This is a genomic window from Streptomyces sp. SGAir0957 (assembly GCF_043523415.1).
In genome coordinates this window covers 7,893,523-7,910,704 of sequence record NZ_CP027293.1, presented here as the reverse complement: position 1 = coordinate 7,910,704, position 17,182 = coordinate 7,893,523, and the positions used below count along the sequence as shown (strand labels likewise).

Here is a 17,182-nt window from a genome sequence, read left to right as displayed (position 1 = left end):
GCGACGGCGCACAGGGGCAGAAATATTCCGTTCTGTACTCATATCGCAACGTTACGACGCGCCGGAGCCGCACCAGGGCCCCGCACGGCACAGCCGTCACCCGGCTGCCCCCGCCGCGTCCCTCCGTCGGCTCCACTCCCGCAGCGCATTGACCCGGTGATCGGGCCACGAACCGCCGAGCAGTGGCTCCACGCGCGCGTAGGCATCGGCGGTGCGCCGGTCGTCCCGCATGGCGAGGCCGTAGGCGGCCTCCAGACGTACGACCGGGTCGGCCGCGCCGAGCGCCGCGTACAGGGCGTCGGCCACGGCCGGGTTCCGGTCCGGGGAGACCGCGAGGGTTTCCACCGCCTGGGACGGCGGCTCGGCTCCCGCGTCCGCGAGCAACCCGAGCAGGACGCCGGTGTTCTCGGCCCGCAGCCCGGCGTCCCCCGCACTCGCCACACAGGCCGCCAGACGCACGCCGGGATCCGGGTCGCGCAGCAGGGTGCGCACAGCGTCCCTGGCCCCGGAGGTACGGGCGCCGCGCACCGCGCAGAGGAGGTAGGGGACTTCGCGGCGTACGCGCGGGTCGGGATGGTCCGCGTAGCGGAGGCCGACGGCCACCCCGTCACGGTGCTCGCGTTCCGTGTAGGCGTCGAGGAGCCTGGCGAGGACCGCGCCGTCCGTTTCGTCCGCCGCCCACGCGACGAGGACCTCACAGTCCTTCTCCTCCCACTCGGGACCGAGGTCGTACACCCCGCGCATCCACAAGTAGTCGGCGGCGAACCGGCGATACGCCAGGTCGGGGGCGTGGCGGTGAGCCGTCACGGCCGACCAGGTCCACGACGCTCCGGGGCCACGGCGGTCCGCGAGGGCGGAGCAGGCGGCCCACCAGTCCACATGGTCCTCGTCCTGGTCCTCGTCGAACCGGCCGACCGCGCGGGCCACCAGTTCGTCGACGGGCACCCGCACCCCGAAGCTCGTCTCCAGTGAGGTGAGAACGGCGCCGTGCCCCGCGCGCACGGCCATGGCGCCACCGACCGAGACCCGCTCAACCCAGTGCAGGCCGTGCGCGTCGTCGTGGACCCGGACCGTCGTGACCGGGCCCCGCACGCCCGCCCTGCGGCGCAGTTCCGCCACCGCGCCCTCCTCGTACCACGTGCGGGCGAGCGCGAGCAGAGCAGCCCGGTCGGCCTCGGGCAGACGGGTCAGAGGGGCGGCGCCAAGGACCGCCTCGACCGTCGCCGGGGAGCCGCCTTCGACGGCGCGGAGCAGCGGCGTCGTCCCGTCCGGCAGCTCATGGCCGGGGTCCGCGCCGCCGTCCACGAGGGCCTCGGCCACCGGAGCGTCGTAGGCCGCGACGGCCAGGCACAGCACCGGCAGGCCGTCCGCGTCGAGCGCGTTCGGGTCGGCTCCGTCGCGCAGCAGGTCCCGGACCGCCCAGGCGTCGCCCGCCTTGATCGCCGCCCGGAGCCGTGGGCCGAGTTCCGCCTCGGTCATGTCGCCGCCCCCGTCGCTCGCACCAGGCCACCCTAGGCCCGGCCGTCAAAGGCGGTTCGACGGCCCGCGTTTCAGAGGCTGCGCGGCGGTGTGTTCCGGATCGCGGAGCGCCTTGCCCAGAGTGCGCAGCCCAGCAGGACGAGGCCGGCCAGGCCGTATGCCCAGGCGTCCATCGTTCCGGCGGCCCAGCCGATGCCCCAGGCCACGGACCACAGGGCGAGCAGGACGCACAGCGCGGTCCACGCCTGGGCCCACATGCGGTGGCGTGCCTCGGTGCGGTGCGGGGTGCCGCGCTCCATCTCTCCCATGTCCGGCGCGGTGTCGTGCTTCTCGTGAAGGCTCATGCCGCCCCGTATGCCCCCGACGGGCTGGTGGAAGCGTCACGTATTTGTCGCGTCCGGGGGCATCCGGCTCTCTACGAAGGGAGTTTCCGTGAGCATTGGTGAGATATCCAGAACGGCCGCCGAGCGGCACGACACCGAGAAGGCAGCGCAGGAAGAGGCGCGTGAGCGGCACGACAGTGAGAAGGCCGCGCAGGAAGAGGCGCACGAGCGGGCCAACCGGCAATGGGCCGAGATCCTGCAGGAGACGCGCGTCGCGCAGACCGGTGTGCAGATTCTCTTCGGCTTTCTGCTGAGCGTCGCCTTCACCCCGAGCTTCGACGACCTCGGCGCCTTCGACACCACCGTCTACGTGGCGACCGTGCTGCTCGGCGCCGCCGCCACCGGCGTCCTCATCGCCCCGGTGTCCCTGCACCGGCTGCTCACGGGCCAGCGGATGAAGGACGACCTGGTGCGTACGGCGGGGCGGCTGATGGTCACGGGGCTCGTCCTGCTCGCGCTCACCATCAGCGGCACGGTGCTCCTGATCCTGCACGTGGTGCTGCCCAATTTGCTCGCAGAGGTCCTGGCCGCCTTGATCCTCGTGTGGTTCGCGCTGTGCTGGTACGCGCTGCCGATGCTGCTCAAGAAGCGCTCGGACCGTCGCCAGGCGGCCGCCTGAGGGGCCACTCCGGGGCGACCGCCCGGGGGCGGCAGTGCCGGTCGATCACGTCTCCGATTCTAATACCGGTATAGTAAGCCCGGTATAGTTATTGGATGCCCGCGCGGCTACGTGAGAAGAGCATGACGTGATCGAGATCCTGAACCCCACCCTCCTGAGCCGGGCCAAGGACACCGGCGCCCTGGTCGGGTCCATCCTCCAGGAGCTGCGCAGCCGCAGCACGGTCGGCACGAACCTTCTGGACATCGACCGGTGGACCCAGAAGATGATCACCGAGGCGGGTGCGCAGTCCTGCTACGTGGACTACGCGCCCTCCTTCGGCCGCGGCCCGTTCGGCCACTACATCTGCACGGCGGTCAACGACGCCGTCCTGCACGGACTGCCCCACGACCGCACCCTGGCCGACGGCGACCTCCTCACGCTCGACCTGGCCGTCTCGCTGAACGGGGTCGCGGCGGACGCCGCCATCAGCTTCGTCGTCGGCAAGCGCGAGGACCCGGCGGACATCGCGCTGATCGAGACCACCGAACGCGCCCTCGCCGCCGGCATCGCCGCCGCCGGACCCGGCGCCCGTATCGGCGACCTCTCCCACGCCATCGGCACGGTGCTGAGCGAGGCGGGCTACCCGATCAACACCGAGTTCGGCGGCCACGGCATCGGCTCGACGATGCACCAGGACCCGCACGTCCCCAACACCGGTCGCCCGGGCCGCGGTTACACCCTGCGCCCCGGACTGCTGCTCGCCCTGGAGCCGTGGGTCATGGCCGACACCGCCGAGCTCGTCACCGACGACGACGGCTGGACGCTGCGCAGTGCGACCGGCTGCCGCACCGCGCACACGGAGCACACCATCGCCGTCACCGAGGACGGGGCCGAGATCCTCACCCTGCCGAAGTAGCCATAACGCCCCGCCGTACCCTGCCGAGTTGATAGCACTGACGGTGAACCACGTCACACCACGCAGGAGTTGAATCATGGCGGCGGACAAGCAACGTGAGCGGCGGGCGGGTGAGCCGCCCCGGACGACCGGTGATCTGGTCGGCCGCCGGACGGAGCTGGCACAGGTCGTGCGGGCGCTCGGCCCCCGCCAGGTGGTGACGCTCGTCGGCGTCGGGGGCGTGGGCAAGACCCGCCTTGCCCAGGGCGTCGCCGCGCAGCTGCCGCCCGAGCTGCGCGACGGGGCGTACTGGGTGTCCCTCTCGGGGCTGCGCGACGGCGCGCTGCTGCCGCACACCATCGCCGAGGCGCTGCCCATGGCGCACCAGACGGCCGTCCCGGTGATCGACGCCCTGGCGCACTACCTCGCCGGGCGCCACCTGCTCCTCGTCCTCGACACGTGCGAGCACCTGACGGCCGAACTGCGGCCCGTGGTCGAGCGGTTGACCGGTGCCTCCCCAGGTCTGCGGATCCTCGCGACGAGCCGGCGTCCGCTCGGCGTGGCGGCCGAGGAGTTGCTGGCCGTGGAGCCGCTGCCGGTGCCGGGCTCCGCGCAGGCGGCGGCCCGGCAGGGCGGCCCGGACGCGGACGCGCTGGTGCTGCTCGCCGAGCGGGCGGCGCGGGTCGTCCCCGGGTTCACGGTCACCGAGGCGGGCCGGCCCGATCTGGAGCGGCTGTGCCGGCAGCTGGAGGGCCTGCCGCTGGCGATCGAGCTGGCGGCGGCCCGGCTGCGCGAACTGTCGCCGGGTGAGCTGGCCGACCGCCTCGCCGACCGGATCTCCGACCGCTTCGCGGTGCTCGACGACGGCAGCGCGACCGTCGACGGTGCTCCGGGGACCGGGCGCGAGGACGCCGGTCAGGCCGACCCGCTGTGGCACCAGGCGCTGCGCACCGCGATCGGCTGGAGCCACCAACTGTGCACCCCCGCCGAGCGGTTGCTGTGGGCGCGCCTGTCGGTGTTCGTCGGCAGCTTCGACGCGGAGGGCGCCGTACAGGTCTGCGGCGACGACCGTCTCGACCGCGCCGACATCCCCCGGCTCCTGTCCGGACTCGCCGAGAAGTCGATCATCACGTGGGAGCCGACGGCGGCCGGTGAGCGCTACCGGATGCTCGACACGATCCGCGAGTACGGCGAGGACTGGCTGCGCAGCCTGGGCGAGGGCCGGGAGTTCCGGCGCCGCCACCGCACCTGGTACCTGCGGCTCGCCCGCGAGGGCGACGCGGCCTGGATGGGGCCCGACCAGTTCTACTGGTACGAGCGCATGCACGCCGAGTTCGACAACCTGCGGCTCGCCCTGGAGTCCTGCCTCGGCTCCGCCGACAGCCGGATCGGCCTCGGCATGGCCGGTGACCTGTGGTTCCTCTGGTACGCGTGCGGGCTCGCCCGGGAAGGACGGCACTACCTCGACCGCGCCCTGGCCGCGTTCACGGGACCCAGCCCGCTCCGCCTCAAGGCGCTCTACGCCCAGGGCCTCGTCCTGACCGAACTCGGCGATCTGCCCGCCCTGGAGGAGATCGACGTCGAGTGCGCCGCCCTCGCCCCGCGGTTCGGCGAGGAGGAGGACAGCCTCGCCAAGTCGGTGACCGTGGTGACGGCGGCGCTGCGCGGTGACGCGATGACCGTGCTGAAGCTGACCGACGAACTGCGCGCCCGGCACAGCCGCTCCCCCGAGACGATGCTCAGCGTTCCCGGCCTCGGCTCGCTCTCCGTCGGCAGCCACGCGCGCGTGGCGATGGGGATGGCCGAGGACGCCCTGCCCGGCCTGGACGAGATGCGGCAGGTGTGCGACGCCGCGGGCGAGACATGGATGCGCGCCTGGGGCGACTCCATCCGCGCCCAGGCCGAACTCGCCCTCGGGCGCGTCGCCGACGCCGAACGGTCCGCCCGCGCCTCCCTGACCGTCAAGCACCGGATGCACGACAGCTTCGGCTCCGGGATGTGCCTGGAAGCCATCGCCCAGTGCGCGATCGCCGACGGCCAGGCGGAACGGGCGGCCCGGCTGCTCGGCCTGGCCCACCAGCTGTGGGACACCCTCGGCCGCCCTCAGGTCGGCATCCCCTCCTGGGTCGCGGCCCACGAGGACTGCGTCGGCCGCACCCGCGCGGCGCTCGGTGCGGCCGCCTACGACCGCGCCTTCGACACCGGCTACCGGACCGACCTCGACGCGGGCATCGCCGAGGCGCTGAACGGTGCGGCGGCCGGATCGTGAGCGGGCCGGGCCGCGCGTGAGGCGGCCCACGGCGCCCGTCCTCGCGCCCGACATGCGGGCATGCCCGGCGCGAGGGACCGTGGAGGGATGACGCACATACAGGTACCCCCGACGGAGACACCCCCGGTGGAAGGCTCGATCGCCGAGGCCCATCAGGAGCGCGCCGACGGCGGGGTGTGGGAACACCCCGCCTGGTGGGTGTGGCTCATCGTGATCGGCGCCGTCCTGGTCGCCGCCTTCTTCGCGGCCCGTATCGCGGGGCTGTGACAGCGGCGCCCCGGCGTCAGCAGGGCAGATCGCCCCGGGAGCGCAGCGCGTAGCGGCGTTCCGCGTAGGCGAGGTCGTCGCGCCACAGCCGTCCCGCCGCCGCGCGCATCAGCGGGCGCAGGGCGGCGGAGGCGTGGCGGGCGAGGGCGAAGCCGGGCCGCTCCGACGTGGCGATCACCGCTTCCACGACGGCGGTGCGGGGCGCGGGGTGGCCGGCGGGGGTGAGCGGCGTGGCGTGCGTCTCCACCACGGAGTCGCGGCCTTCCCCGTCGGTGATGTGCATGACGACCGTGCGGGGCTCCGGCGCGGTGAAGACGGCGCGGACCGGGACGACCAGCCGGGACGTGAGCCGGAAGGAGACCTCCACGACGAACGCGTCGTCCGCTTCGTCCGTATCGCCCGCAGGGCTGTCGACGACGCGCAGGTCGACGAACGAGTACGGGTGGAACCAGGCGCCGTGCCAGGGGTCGAGCCGGTTCGCGACGATGTCCTCCGGTTCGCAGCGGCCGACGCCCGTGTAGACGGCGTGCAGGGACCTGTCCGGCTCCGGGCGCGGCGGGACGACCGGCCGGTCGAGCGGCTGCTCGTCGCCCGCGCCGTTCAGACGCACCCACATCAGCACCCCGTCGTCGTGGACGGGCAGGGTGCGCCAGCCCGCCTTGCCGCCCGTACCGAGGGCGAGCCCGTGCCAGTGGCAGACCACTTCGCCGCACCGTACGGGGCTGTCCTTCAGCGGCGCGCCCAGGTGCGGGCAGGCGCCGGGGCCGGCGGCGAGGTTCCCCTCGTCGTCCCGCCAGACGATGAGTTCCCGGCCCGCGACCGTGCGGCCGAGCGGCTTGTCGCGCGGCACCTCGTCGGGGGACCCGACCACGTACCAGTTGCCGGAGGGGCGGGTCTGGGAGCGTTTCAGCGCGGCCTCGATCAGCGCGGGGCGGGCCGCGCGCCAGGTGGGCTCCTGGCGGTGCCAGGCGGGCGGGTTCCTGCGCAGGGTCAGCGGGAAGCGGGACCGCGTGGGCCGGCCGCTCATGCGGCCCCCCGGCAGACGGGCTCGCCGGTCGCTTCCGCGTGCACGCTCACCGGCGCGACGGGCGGGGCCGGGGGCGCGGAGCGGTGGCTGAGCCGGGCGTGCGCGATGCGGGCCAGGCCGTCGAGGGCGACGACCGTGCGGCGGCGGCGCGGGACCACCGCGCGGCGGTGCAGCACGCGGTAGCCGTCGTCGGCGACGGCGTCGAGGATGCCGGAGTAGAGCACGAAGGCGCTGCGGATGCAGGGGCGGGAGACGGGGTCGAGGAGGGCGATGCCGGGGAGCGCCTGCCGGTACACGCCGCGCGTCAGCTCCTCGAAGGCCTTGAGCGCCCGTGTGACACGGGGGTCGCGGCGACCGGTGTCCCGGCTCCAGCTCAGCAGTCCGCGATCGACGCCGTGGGCGCTCAGCAGATCGCCGGGGACATAGATCCGGCCCCGGTCGAGGTCCTCGCCCACGTCGCGCAGGAAGTTGGTGAGCTGGAAGGCGACGCCGAGGGCGGCCGCGTACGGTTCCGCCTCCTCGCGCGGCACGGTGGTGCCGAGGACGGGGACCATCTGGAGCCCGATCACGGCCGCCGAGCCGTGCATGTAGCGGCGCAGGTCGGCGTAGGTGGGGTAGTCGGTGACGGTCAGGTCGGCGCGCATCGCCGTCATGAAGTCGTGGAAGTGGCGGGTGTCGATCGCGTAGCGCCGCGCGGTGTCGGCGAGCGCCCGCACGACGGGTTCGCCGCTGGTGCGCGCGCTCAGGCCGTGGCGCAGGCTCGCCGACAGCCGGTCCAGCGCGGCGGTGCGCTCCAGGGGGTCCGTCCGGCCCGTGTCGACGATGTCGTCGGCCCAGCGGGCGAAGCCGTACAGGGCGTGGACGGCCGGGCGGCGGTGGGCCGGGAGGAGCCGGGTGGCGAGGAAGTACGTCTTGCCGTGCCGGGCGTTGAGGCGGCGGCAGTGGGCGTACGCCTGGCGCAGCGCCGGCTCTGTGATGCCTGCGGCGTCGAGTTCTCGGGCGGTCACGAGGGCGCTCCTTCTGAGGTCGTGAGCCGGTAGGGGGCGCGGGGCGACGGGGTGGTGCGCAGGCCGGTGATCCTGGCGGCGGCGAGCTTTCCGGACAGCAGCACGGTGGGCACCCCGACGCCCGGGGTGGTGCCGCAGCCCGCGAGGACCGCGTTGGCCGTGCCGCGCACGAGGTTGCGGGGGCGGAAGGGGCCGGTCTGGGCGAAGGTGTGGGCGGCGGAGAACGGGGTGCCCGCCGCGTGTTCCTGGGCGTGCCAGTCGGCCGGGGTGACGAGGCACTGCTCGTCGATGGCGTCGCCGATGCCGTCCAGGCCGCGGCGCTCCAGCTCGGCGAGGAGCTCGCCGCGGTAACGGGGCGCCAGATCGCCCCAGTGCGCGGCGCTCGGCCCGATGTCGGTATTGGGACAGGGCGCCAGGATGTAGTGCAGGTGCTTGCCGGGCGGTGCGAGCCCGGGGTCGGTGGCGGTGGGCCGGGTGATGAGCAGCGAGGGGTCGCTCATGAGGCGGCCGTGCCGGGTCAGCTCGTCGAAGGTGCCGTGCCAGGCGGCCCCGAACGACAGCGTGTGGTGCGCCAGTTGGGGCCAGGTGCGGTCGGTCCCGGCGTGCAGGATGACGGCCGACGGGGCATGGCGCAGCAGCACGGTGCGGCGGGGGGTATGGCCGAGCAGGCGGTAGGTGACGGGCAGGTCGGGGGTGAGGACGACGGCGTCGCAGGGGATCCGCTCGCTGTCGGTGACGACGGCGGTGACGCGGTCGCCGCTGCGTTCCAGGCGCTCGACGCGGCGCCCGTAGCGCAGCTCGGCGCCTGCCGCCGCGGCGGCGTCCGCCATGGCCTGCGGCAGGGCGTGCATACCGCCGCGCGGGAAGTACACGCCCGCGACGGTGTCCATGTAGGCGATGACGGCGTAGGCGGCCAGGGCGCGGGCGGGCGGGACTCCGGCGTACAGCGCCTGGAAGGAGAAGACGCGGCGCAGCCGCTCGTCCTTGATGAACCGGCTGATCCGGGCGTCCATGCGGCCGAAGCCGCCGAGCGCGGCGAGCCGGGCCAGGTCGGGGGTGAGCAGTTGCAGCGGGGAGTCGAAGTTGGTGTCGATGAAGTGCCGCATCTGCGCCTGGTAGAGGCGGTGCAGCCATGCGCGCAGGCGCGCGTACCCGGCCGCCTCCCGGGGTCCCGCGAACTCCCGCACGGCCTCGTGCATGGCGGCGGCGTCGGTGTGCACGTCGAGGGTGCTGCCGTCGGCGAAGGAGGCCCGGTAGGCGGGGTGGAGGGGGACGAGTTCGACGCGGTCGCGCAGCCGCTCCCCCACGGCGGCGAAGGGTTCGTCGGCGAGGTCGGGCATGGTGAGCACGGTCGGTCCCGTGTCGATCCGGTACCCGCCGCGCGTCAGCCGCCCGGCCCGGCCGCCGGGCAGGTCCTCCCGCTCCACGACGGTGACCCGGCGCCCGGCGCCGAGCAGGTGGAGCGCGGCCGCGAGCCCGGACAGGCCCGCGCCCACGACGACGACATGGTCCGTCTTGCCGCGTACGGTCCTCATTCGACCGCTCCCTGGGCCACGGTGACCGCCGCGGTGCGGGCGCCGGCCGCCCGGTGCATCAGGGTCCGCAGCCGGGTACGGGCCGCCGGGTCGAGCGGGGCGGTGTCCAGGTGGCGGGTGCTGCGGGCGATCAGGCTGCTGATCTTGTCCTCGACGTTGTGGCGGGCGCCGGTGCGTTCGAGGACGTCGCGGATCTCGTCCAGGTCGCTCTCGGTCAGATCCGGGCGGCCCAGGCAGTGGTCGAGGACGCGCAAGGCGTGCCGGTCGCCGTCCGCCTCGGCACGCGCGTGGGCGAGGGCGACCAGGTAGGTGGGCTTCCCGGCGCGCAGGTCGCCGCCCGCGGGCTCGGAGCGCCCGGTGCTGTCGGCGAACACGTCGTCCAGGTCGTTGCGCAGCTGGAAGGCGAGACCGGCGCCGCGCCCCGCCGCGCCGAGCGCGTGCAGAGTCGTTTCGTCGGCGTCGGCCAGGAGCGCGCCGAGCTGGAGGGGCCGCTCCACCGTGTACAGGGCGGTCTTGAGGCAGGCGGCGCTCAGGGCGCGCCTGAGGGACCTGCTCCGGGTCAGTTCGCCCCGCAGGTCCAGATACTGTCCGGCGACCATCTCCGTCCGCATCCGGGACCAGGTGTCGCGGACGCGGGCCGCGCGCCGCTCGGGCAGGGGCACGGCGGCGGCCTCGTCGTCGGCCCAGGCGAGGGCGAGGTCCCCGGCGAGGATCGCGGCGGACTCGCCGAACCGGTCCCGGCCGGGGTGCGCGGACGGCTCGTGGTCCGCGGCCAGGTCGACGTGGAGCGCGGGGCCGTCGCGCCGCGTGGAGGCGCGGTCCATGACGTCGTCGTGGACCAGGGCGCAGGTCTGGATGAGTTCGAGCGCGGCGCCGAGCCGGACGGCGGCCTCGGTCTGCTCGTCGTCGGGCAGGCCGCACACGCGCAGGCCCCACCACAGGAACTGCGGGCGAAGGCGTCGTCCGCCGTCGAGCGTGAAGCGTGCGACGCGCCCGGCGACGTCGGTGCCGAAGGCCGCGTCGGCGGCCGTGGCCTGCGCGACGCGGGGCGCGAGCAACTGGCCCAGGCGGCGTTCGACCGTCCGCGCTACGTCGGCGTCGATCTGCCGCACGCGCGCGGGCACGGGCGGACGGCCGCCGTGCGGGGAAGGACCGTGGTCCGCCCGGCCCGCCGCGTCCGGCGCGACAGTCGTGGTGGCGCCTGTCGCCTCGTCGGGAGGCATGTCGGCTCCTTCGTGGTGGCTTCGCATGGGCAGGTGATCAAAGGTGTTGCAGGGCATTCCCTGCCACCCACGTGATCGGATGCGCCGTACTGCGGCAACCGGAGCAACTTCGGCCGCCGCCCGCATCCCGTTCCGCCGGATCCGCGCAATCGCGCATCCATGAGGGGGACAGCGGCGGAAAACATGTCCGGAGCGGGCGGTCGTCGGGGCAGGAGGTATGTGTGCGGTCGGACGTGGTCATCATCGGCGCGGGAGCCGCCGGGCTCTCCCTGGCGGAACGGTTGTGCACCGCCACGGGCCGCGCCGCCCTGACGGTGCGCCTGGTGGAGCCGCCCCCCGGCCCCTTGCGCCCACCGCCCCGCACCTGGTGCTTCTGGGAGAGCGGCGCCGGCCGCTACGACGAGGCCGTCACCGCCGCCTGGAGCCGGATGCGGGTGCGCGGCACCGACGGGCGCCTCGTGGACACCCGTACCGGTGGGCTGCGGTACAAGATGATCCGCTCCCCCGACTTCGAGGCGGCCGTCGGGCGGCGCCTCACGTCGCACCCCGCGCTGACCCGCACCGAGGGCGTCGTCGAGGGCATCGAGGGGACCGCGCGCGGCGCGCAAGTGCTGCTGCGAACGGCCCAAGGACGCCACGACACCCTGTCCGCCCGCTGGGTCTTCGACTCCCGGCCCCTCGGCAGCCTGCCCCCGGCGCGGACGACGCTGCTCCAGCACTTCCGCGGCTGGTTCGTACGCACCGCGCGGCCCGTCTTCGACCCGGACTCCGTCGAGCTGATGGACTTCCGCACCCCGCAGCCGGAGCGCGGCCTCGCCTTCAGCTACGTGCTGCCCACCAGCCCGCACACCGCGCTGGTGGAGTACACCCAGTTCTCGCCGTCGGTGCTGCCCTCCGAGGAGTACGACCACGCCCTGCGCGCCTACCTGGACACGGTCCTCGCGGTCGGCGCCTACGACGTCGAGGCGCGGGAGGAGGGCGTCATCCCCATGACGGACGCCCGGTTCGCGCGCCAGAGCGGCCCCTCCGTCTTCCGGATCGGCGCGGCGGGCGGCGCCACCCGCCCCTCGACGGGGTACACCTTCGCCGCCATCCAGCGCCAGACGGCGGCCATCGCCGCCGCCCTGCACGCGGGCCGGCGGCCGGTGCCGCCCGCGCCGCACTCGCTGCGCTCCCGCGCCATGGACGCGATCCTGCTGCACGCCCTGGCGAGCGGCCGCCTCGACGGGGCGGCCTTCTTCACCCGCCTGTTCTCCCGCGTCCCCACCCCGCGCCTGCTGCGCTTCCTCGACGGCGCCACCACCGTCTACGAGGACCTCGCCATCGGCCTGCACAGCCCGGTCCTGCCCCTGCTGCGCAGCGCCGCGACGCTCCCCGCCCAGCCCCTGCGCCCCTTCCCAGGCCCCTGACCCCCCGCCGGGTCCCGTCAAGGAGAACCATGCCGACGCTGCACGACGCCACCCTCGCCGGGGCGTTCGACCACGCCGCCCGCAGCTACGACGCGCTCGTGCGGGCCAACCCCGGGTACCACGCCCATCTGCGGCGCTCGGCGCGCCGCCTCGGTCTTCCCGCGCACGGACGGCCGCCGCGCGTCCTCGACCTGGGGTGCGGCACGGGCGCGTCGACCGCCGCCCTGCTCTCGGCGCTGCCGCACGCGGAGATCACCGCGGTGGACGCGTCGGCCGGAATGCTGGAGCGGGCCGCCGCCAAACGCTGGCCGAGCGGCGTCACCTTCGTGCACAGCCCGGCGGAGAACCTGTCCGGCGCCGGGATCGGTGGCGGGTTCGACGCGGTCTTCGCCGCCTACCTGTTCCGCAACACGGCCGAGCCCGGCCGGGTCCTGTCCGCCGTGCGCGACGTGCTGCGCCCCGGCGGCCGCCTCGCCGTGCACGACTACACGCTGAGCGGGGCGCGCAGGCACCGCGCCGTGTGGTCGGCGGTCTGCGCGGGGCTGCTGCCCGTCACCACGGCCCTGGGCGACGGGGCGCTGTACCGGCATCTGTGGCGCAGCGTCGTCGAGTTCGACACCGCCGACCAGTTCGCGGGGCGGCTCACGGGCGCGGGGTTCGCGCGGGTCCGGGTGCTGCCGCTGCCCGGCTGGCAGACCGGCATCACGCACACCGTCGTCGGCCAGGTGCCGCAGGGCGGGACGGCCGCATGAGGCGCGGGACCGACCTGCCGCCGGGGGCACGGGACCGGCTGGCCGGCCGCCTGCCGGCCGCTCCGGGCGCGCCGTCCGCGACCGGCACCCCTCCGTCGGCCGCCGTCGTGGGAGGCGGCATCGCCGGACTCGCCGCCGCCGTCGGCCTCGCCGAACGCGGCGTGCGCGTCACCCTCTTCGAACGCGAGGACACCCTCGGCGGACGCCTTGCCGGCTGGAGCACCCGCCTCACGGACGGCTCACGGGCCACCATGAGCCGCGGCTTCCACGCCTTCTTCCGGCAGTACTACAACCTGCGCGCCCTGCTGCGGCGCACGGACCCGCACCTGGAGCGCCTGACCCGGCTGCCGGACTACCCGCTGTGGCACGCGGACGGCGCGCGGGACAGCTTCGAGCACGTGCCGCGGACCCCTCCGTGGAGCGCCATGGGCTTCGCCCTGACCAGCCCCACGTTCACCTTGCGCGACCTGCCCCGGATGAACGCGCGGGCCGCCCTGCCACTCATGGACGTCCGCGTCCCGGAGGTCTACGAGCGTCTCGACGCGGTCAGCGCGCACGACTTCCTGGCCACCATCCGCTTCCCCGAGGCCGCCCACCACCTGGCCTTCGAGGTGTTCTCACGGAGCTTCTTCGCCGATCCGCGCGAACTGTCGGCGGCCGAGATGGCGCTGATGTTCCACATCTACTTCCTGGGCTCGGCCGAGGGGCTCCTGTTCGACGTGCCCAACGAGCCGTTCCCGGCGGCCCTGTGGGACCCGCTGAGCCGCTACCTGGAGACGCTGGGCGTCGACATCCGGGTCTCCACCCCCGTCGACCGCGTCGCCTCGGCCCCCGACGGCGGTTTCGCCCTGGAGGCGGGCGCGCGCGGCGAGGCGTACGACGCGTGCGTGCTCGCGCTCGACACCCGCGGCCTGCAGTCGCTGGCCGAGCGCAGCCCCGGCCTCGCCGACGACGGCTGGTACGCCCGGGTCGCCCGGCTGCGCACGGCGCCCGCCTTCCTCGTCTCCCGGCTGTGGCTCGACCGGCCGGTCGCCGCCGACCGCGCGGGCTTCCTCGGCACCAGCGGCTACGGCGGCCTCGACAATGTGAGCGTCCTCGAACGCTGGGAGCACGAGGCGCGGGACTGGTCGCGCCGGGCGGGCGGTTCGGTCGTCGAACTGCACGCCTACGCGGTCGGTGACGATGTCGACCGGAAAGCCGAACAGGACCATCTCGTCGACCAGTTGCACCGCGTCTACCCCGAGACGCGGGACGCGCGCCTCGTCGACGCCCGGCACGAGTGGCGGGACGACTGCCCGCTGTTCGAGGTCGGCGGCTACGCGGACCGCCCCACCGTACGCACGTCCCACCCGTCCCTCATGGTCGCCGGTGACCTGGTGCGTACGGACCTGCCGGTGGCGCTGATGGAACGGGCGGCGACCAGCGGCCTGCTCGCGGCCGACGCGCTGCTGCGGCGGTGGCGGCTGCGGGGGCACGAGGTGTGGACGGTGCCGACGCGCGGCCGCAACGCCGTCCTGCGCCGCCTGGCCCGCTGAAGCGCCTCGGCCGTCAGCCGCGGGCCGCGGGTTCCAGCAGGGCGATGGCTTCCCGCAGCCCCTGCGGGTGCAGGGCGCCCTCTATCGACGTGCCCCGCCAGCCGGGGCCCGCCAGGTACAGGGCGGGCTTCTGACGCGCGCCCTTGGGGCCCCAGGTCGTCCGCAGCAGGTGGGTCGCGAGCGGGGTGTCCGCCAGGGAGCGGGTCTGCGCCCAGAGCATGACACCGGCGGGCCCGGTGCGGCGTACAGCGGTGATCAGCGCCTCGGCCGGGACCGCCGCGCCCAGCATCCGCACGGGCCGCCCGACGCGCAGGAGCGCCGCGTTGGCGGCCTCCAGCGGCAGGGTGTGCTGCTCGCCGGGGACACAGGCCAGGAGCACCGAGGCGTCGTCCCTGGGGGCGGGCGGGGGCCCGAGCAGGAACCGGGCGTTGCGCAGGGCGGTGGAGACGTGCCAGGCCAGGAGGTGTTCGACCTCGATGTAGCGGTCGCCGGAGGACTCCCAGGTGCGCCCGATCGCGTGCAGCGCGGGCAGCATGAGCTCCTCCCACGCGGTGATCACTCCGTGGCGGCGGACGAAGGTGTCCAGTTGCTCCTGGAGGGCGGCCGCGTCGAGACGGAAGGCGGCCCGTGCGAGGCCGCGGCACTCGGCCCGGACCGCGCCGAGCGGCGGCAGGGGCGGCGCGGCGGCGGACCCGTTCCCGGCCCCTGCGGACCCGCTCCCCGCGCCTGCGGACCCGTTCCCGGCCCCTGCGGACCCGGCGCCGGACCTCTTCCCGGCGACAGCGGCGGACGCGCTTCCGGGGACGGCCGCGGGCACCTTTCCAGACCCCGCGGACCCGGTGGTGGTGAGGGACGTCTCCGCTGGCGCGGCGGTCGTGGCGGCGGCGCCGTTCCCCTCGCCGCCCGGCGCGCTCCGGTCGTCCTGCGCGCTCCCGTCGTCCTGCGCGCTCCCATTGCCCTGCCCGCTCCCGTCGCCCTGCCCGCTCCCGTCGCCCTGCGGGAAGGTTTCCTCCTGCCGCGCCGCGCCCGCGCGCTCCTTGGCCACGCGCGCCGCTTCGGCGGGCGGGATCCCGGCGGCCGTCAGCCGGCACATGTCCTCGAGCATGGCGACGTCGCGGGGCGACCAGCGGCGGTGGCGGCCGTGGCCGCGTCCGGCCGGGCCGAGGTCGTAGCGCTGGTCCCACGAGCGCAGCGTCGTGGGCGAGACGCCCAGGCGGCGCGCGAGCGAGCCCGAGGTGATTCCGGCGCCGTCGCCGGTCGAACGCTGCAGAACCGATGCGGCCTGCGAAGAGGGCGAAGAAGAAGACACTGCGGAGTCCTTCGGAAAGCGATGCACATTCGATGCGAGTCGAAATGAGCGGCCGCGCTGGCCATGGTGAAGATCACTGGTTCGGCGACGGGAGGGCACGGGCCCATGCGCGCTCAAGGCATCACGCGGACTCTTCGGGGCGGTCGCTGGACCCCGGCCGAGGAGTCACTGCCGGATGACGAGCTCGCCGCGGGCCTCAGACATGGCCAGGAGGCGTGCCTCGAAGCCGCCTACCGCCGCTGGGGGACGCTCGTCCACACCCTCGCCTATCGCTCCCTGGGCGATCCGCGCGAGGCCGAGGACGTGACCCAGCAGGTGTTCCTCGCGGTGTGGCGGGGCCGCACGGGATACAACCCGGAGCGGGGCGCGGTCGCGGCGTGGATCGTCGGCATCGCGCGCCGCAAGATCGCCGACGCGCTGAGCGCGCGGACCCGCCGCGCCGTCCTCGCGTCCGCCGCGGAGTCGATGCTGAGCGTCGCGTCGCCGGTCGTGGAGGACGCGGCGCACATCGCCCTCGACCGTGTCGTGGTCCGCCACGAACTGGCGCTGCTGCCCGCGCCGCAGCGGCGCGTTCTGGAGCTGGCCTTCTTCGGCGACCTCACGCACAGCCAGATCGTGCAGGTGACGGGCTGGCCCCTCGGCACGGTGAAGAGCCACTCCCGGCGCGGTCTGACCCGCCTCCGTCTCCGTCTCGTCGCCGGCGAACACGGTTAACGCCTGCCCGTCTGGGTGGGCGCCGCGATCGGCACCGGGGTGGGCTCCGGTGCCGTGCGGCGCTCCTCCGCCTCCCTGGCCGCCTCCGCGGGGTGGCGGCGCTGCCAGTACGGGTTGTCGTGCGACAGGCGGCTGGACACCCGCCCGTACATGCCGAACGTGACGATGATCAGGCCCATCACGAAGCTGAAGACGACGTTGGTCATACCGAAGTCCAGCACGTTCCCGGGTTTGTCCAGGAGGAAGATGTGGACGAAACCGCTCAGCAGGAAGAGGATCCCGACGGTCATGTTGACCGTGGAGGCGATGTTGCCGCCGATGGCGGCGCCGGCGATCAGGACGATCCCGACGACGACCGAGACCAGGCTCAGGACGCCGTTCGTACTCATCCCCGCCAGGTGGGCGCCCGCGGTGTCGAAGGGGCTGAGGCTGTCCGCGAAACCCAGACAGCCGAAGACCAGCAGGACGACGCCGCAGAACGCGGCGCCCCACCGGTAGACCCGTGCCAGCTTGTGATCAAGGGGAAGTTCGTCTCTGAGCTCCATGTTGCGGGCGCCTCTCTGGTCGTCTGCCGCGCCGTACCCCCTCTCATCCATTCCCGCCCACCTCCCTGAACGGTTGCAGCATCCGCCGATCCGCACCATTCGGGGTCCGCTCAGGGCCGCTTCGTTCGATGGACAGGCGTGGCCGGCGGGTGTTCGCTGCCGGTGTTGCGGTCCGTCGGGGGCCGGGCCGACGCTCGGAGCGACGGAACGAAGATCGCGGGAAGGTTCGGTG

General features: G+C 74.4%; 16 protein-coding genes. 8 read left to right on the top strand and 8 right to left on the bottom strand.

The window, feature by feature from the left end; all coding sequences use genetic code 11:
* Window positions 1-96 precede the first annotated feature (96 nt).
* Window positions 97-1,479, bottom strand: coding sequence for an ankyrin repeat domain-containing protein (locus C1N81_RS41210; protein WP_394436553.1), 1,383 nt, complete (start codon window positions 1,477-1,479; stop codon window positions 97-99).
* Window positions 1,480-1,550: 71 nt separating this feature from the next.
* A complete protein-coding gene (locus C1N81_RS41205) occupies window positions 1,551-1,823 on the bottom strand; it encodes a hypothetical protein (RefSeq protein WP_394436552.1) in 273 nt (90 codons plus the stop codon).
* An 88-nt stretch (window positions 1,824-1,911) separates the two neighbouring features.
* On the opposite strand from C1N81_RS41205, the gene C1N81_RS41200 reads away from it, so the two are divergent.
* The 4 genes from C1N81_RS41200 to C1N81_RS41185 all read left to right on the top strand — a co-directional run bounded on the left by C1N81_RS41200 (window position 1,912) and on the right by C1N81_RS41185 (window position 5,894).
* Window positions 1,912-2,481 (top strand): DUF6328 family protein, encoded by a 570-nt coding sequence (locus tag C1N81_RS41200; protein ID WP_394436551.1) that lies wholly within the window; start codon window positions 1,912-1,914, stop codon window positions 2,479-2,481.
* A gap of 127 nt (window positions 2,482-2,608) precedes the next feature.
* Complete coding sequence (map, locus tag C1N81_RS41195; RefSeq protein ID WP_394436550.1) at window positions 2,609-3,379, top strand: type I methionyl aminopeptidase; 771 nt, start codon at window positions 2,609-2,611, stop codon at window positions 3,377-3,379.
* Window positions 3,380-3,455: 76 nt separating this feature from the next.
* On the top strand, window positions 3,456-5,627 hold the full coding sequence (locus C1N81_RS41190) for an ATP-binding protein (protein ID WP_394436549.1): 2,172 nt from the start codon (window positions 3,456-3,458) through the stop codon (window positions 5,625-5,627).
* An 87-nt stretch (window positions 5,628-5,714) separates the two neighbouring features.
* Window positions 5,715-5,894 carry a DUF6480 family protein gene (locus tag C1N81_RS41185; protein ID WP_394436548.1) on the top strand — a complete coding sequence of 60 codons (180 nt, stop codon included), beginning with the start codon at window positions 5,715-5,717 and terminating at the stop codon, window positions 5,892-5,894.
* A 16-nt stretch (window positions 5,895-5,910) separates the two neighbouring features.
* Here the strand turns inward: C1N81_RS41185 and C1N81_RS41180 are convergent, their stop codons facing one another.
* The 4 genes from C1N81_RS41180 to C1N81_RS41165 are packed head-to-tail and all read right to left on the bottom strand — an operon-like array spanning window position 5,911 to window position 10,686.
* Window positions 5,911-6,921: a DUF5914 domain-containing protein gene (locus C1N81_RS41180; RefSeq protein ID WP_394436547.1), complete on the bottom strand. Its 1,011-nt coding sequence runs from the start codon at window positions 6,919-6,921 to the stop codon at window positions 5,911-5,913.
* Complete coding sequence (locus C1N81_RS41175; protein ID WP_394436546.1) at window positions 6,918-7,928, bottom strand: phytoene/squalene synthase family protein; 1,011 nt, start codon at window positions 7,926-7,928, stop codon at window positions 6,918-6,920. The genes C1N81_RS41180 and C1N81_RS41175 overlap by 4 nt, the downstream gene beginning before the upstream one ends.
* Window positions 7,925-9,463 carry a phytoene desaturase family protein gene (crtI, locus tag C1N81_RS41170; protein WP_394436545.1) on the bottom strand — a complete coding sequence of 513 codons (1,539 nt, stop codon included), beginning with the start codon at window positions 9,461-9,463 and terminating at the stop codon, window positions 7,925-7,927. Before crtI ends, C1N81_RS41175 begins: the two co-directional genes overlap by 4 nt.
* Window positions 9,460-10,686, bottom strand: coding sequence for a polyprenyl synthetase family protein (locus tag C1N81_RS41165; protein ID WP_394436544.1), 1,227 nt, complete (start codon window positions 10,684-10,686; stop codon window positions 9,460-9,462). Before C1N81_RS41165 ends, crtI begins: the two co-directional genes overlap by 4 nt.
* Before the next feature lie 221 nt (window positions 10,687-10,907).
* Here C1N81_RS41165 and C1N81_RS41160 point away from each other — a divergent pair, with 221 nt between their 5' ends.
* From C1N81_RS41160 to C1N81_RS41150, 3 genes are read left to right on the top strand one after another with little or no spacing between them, the layout of a single operon-like run.
* Complete coding sequence (locus C1N81_RS41160; protein ID WP_394436543.1) at window positions 10,908-12,095, top strand: lycopene cyclase family protein; 1,188 nt, start codon at window positions 10,908-10,910, stop codon at window positions 12,093-12,095.
* Between the two features lie 29 nt (window positions 12,096-12,124).
* Window positions 12,125-12,847 carry a methyltransferase domain-containing protein gene (locus tag C1N81_RS41155; protein ID WP_394436542.1) on the top strand — a complete coding sequence of 241 codons (723 nt, stop codon included), beginning with the start codon at window positions 12,125-12,127 and terminating at the stop codon, window positions 12,845-12,847.
* The gene (locus C1N81_RS41150; RefSeq protein ID WP_394436541.1) at window positions 12,844-14,382 is read left to right on the top strand and encodes an FAD-dependent oxidoreductase; all 1,539 of its coding nucleotides are present in this window, start codon (window positions 12,844-12,846) and stop codon (window positions 14,380-14,382) included. The genes C1N81_RS41155 and C1N81_RS41150 overlap by 4 nt, the downstream gene beginning before the upstream one ends.
* A 13-nt stretch (window positions 14,383-14,395) precedes the next feature.
* Here C1N81_RS41150 and C1N81_RS41145 read toward each other — a convergent pair whose 3' ends face one another.
* Window positions 14,396-15,691 carry a MerR family transcriptional regulator gene (locus C1N81_RS41145; RefSeq protein ID WP_394436540.1) on the bottom strand — a complete coding sequence of 432 codons (1,296 nt, stop codon included), beginning with the start codon at window positions 15,689-15,691 and terminating at the stop codon, window positions 14,396-14,398.
* Between the two features lie 105 nt (window positions 15,692-15,796).
* On the opposite strand from C1N81_RS41145, the gene C1N81_RS41140 reads away from it, so the two are divergent.
* Window positions 15,797-16,405, top strand: coding sequence for a sigma-70 family RNA polymerase sigma factor (locus tag C1N81_RS41140; RefSeq protein WP_394436539.1), 609 nt, complete (start codon window positions 15,797-15,799; stop codon window positions 16,403-16,405).
* Here C1N81_RS41140 and C1N81_RS41135 read toward each other — a convergent pair.
* Complete coding sequence (locus C1N81_RS41135) at window positions 16,402-16,950, bottom strand: DUF4383 domain-containing protein (protein ID WP_394436538.1); 549 nt, start codon at window positions 16,948-16,950, stop codon at window positions 16,402-16,404. The genes C1N81_RS41140 and C1N81_RS41135 overlap by 4 nt on opposite strands.
* Between the last annotated feature and the right edge of the window lie 232 nt (window positions 16,951-17,182).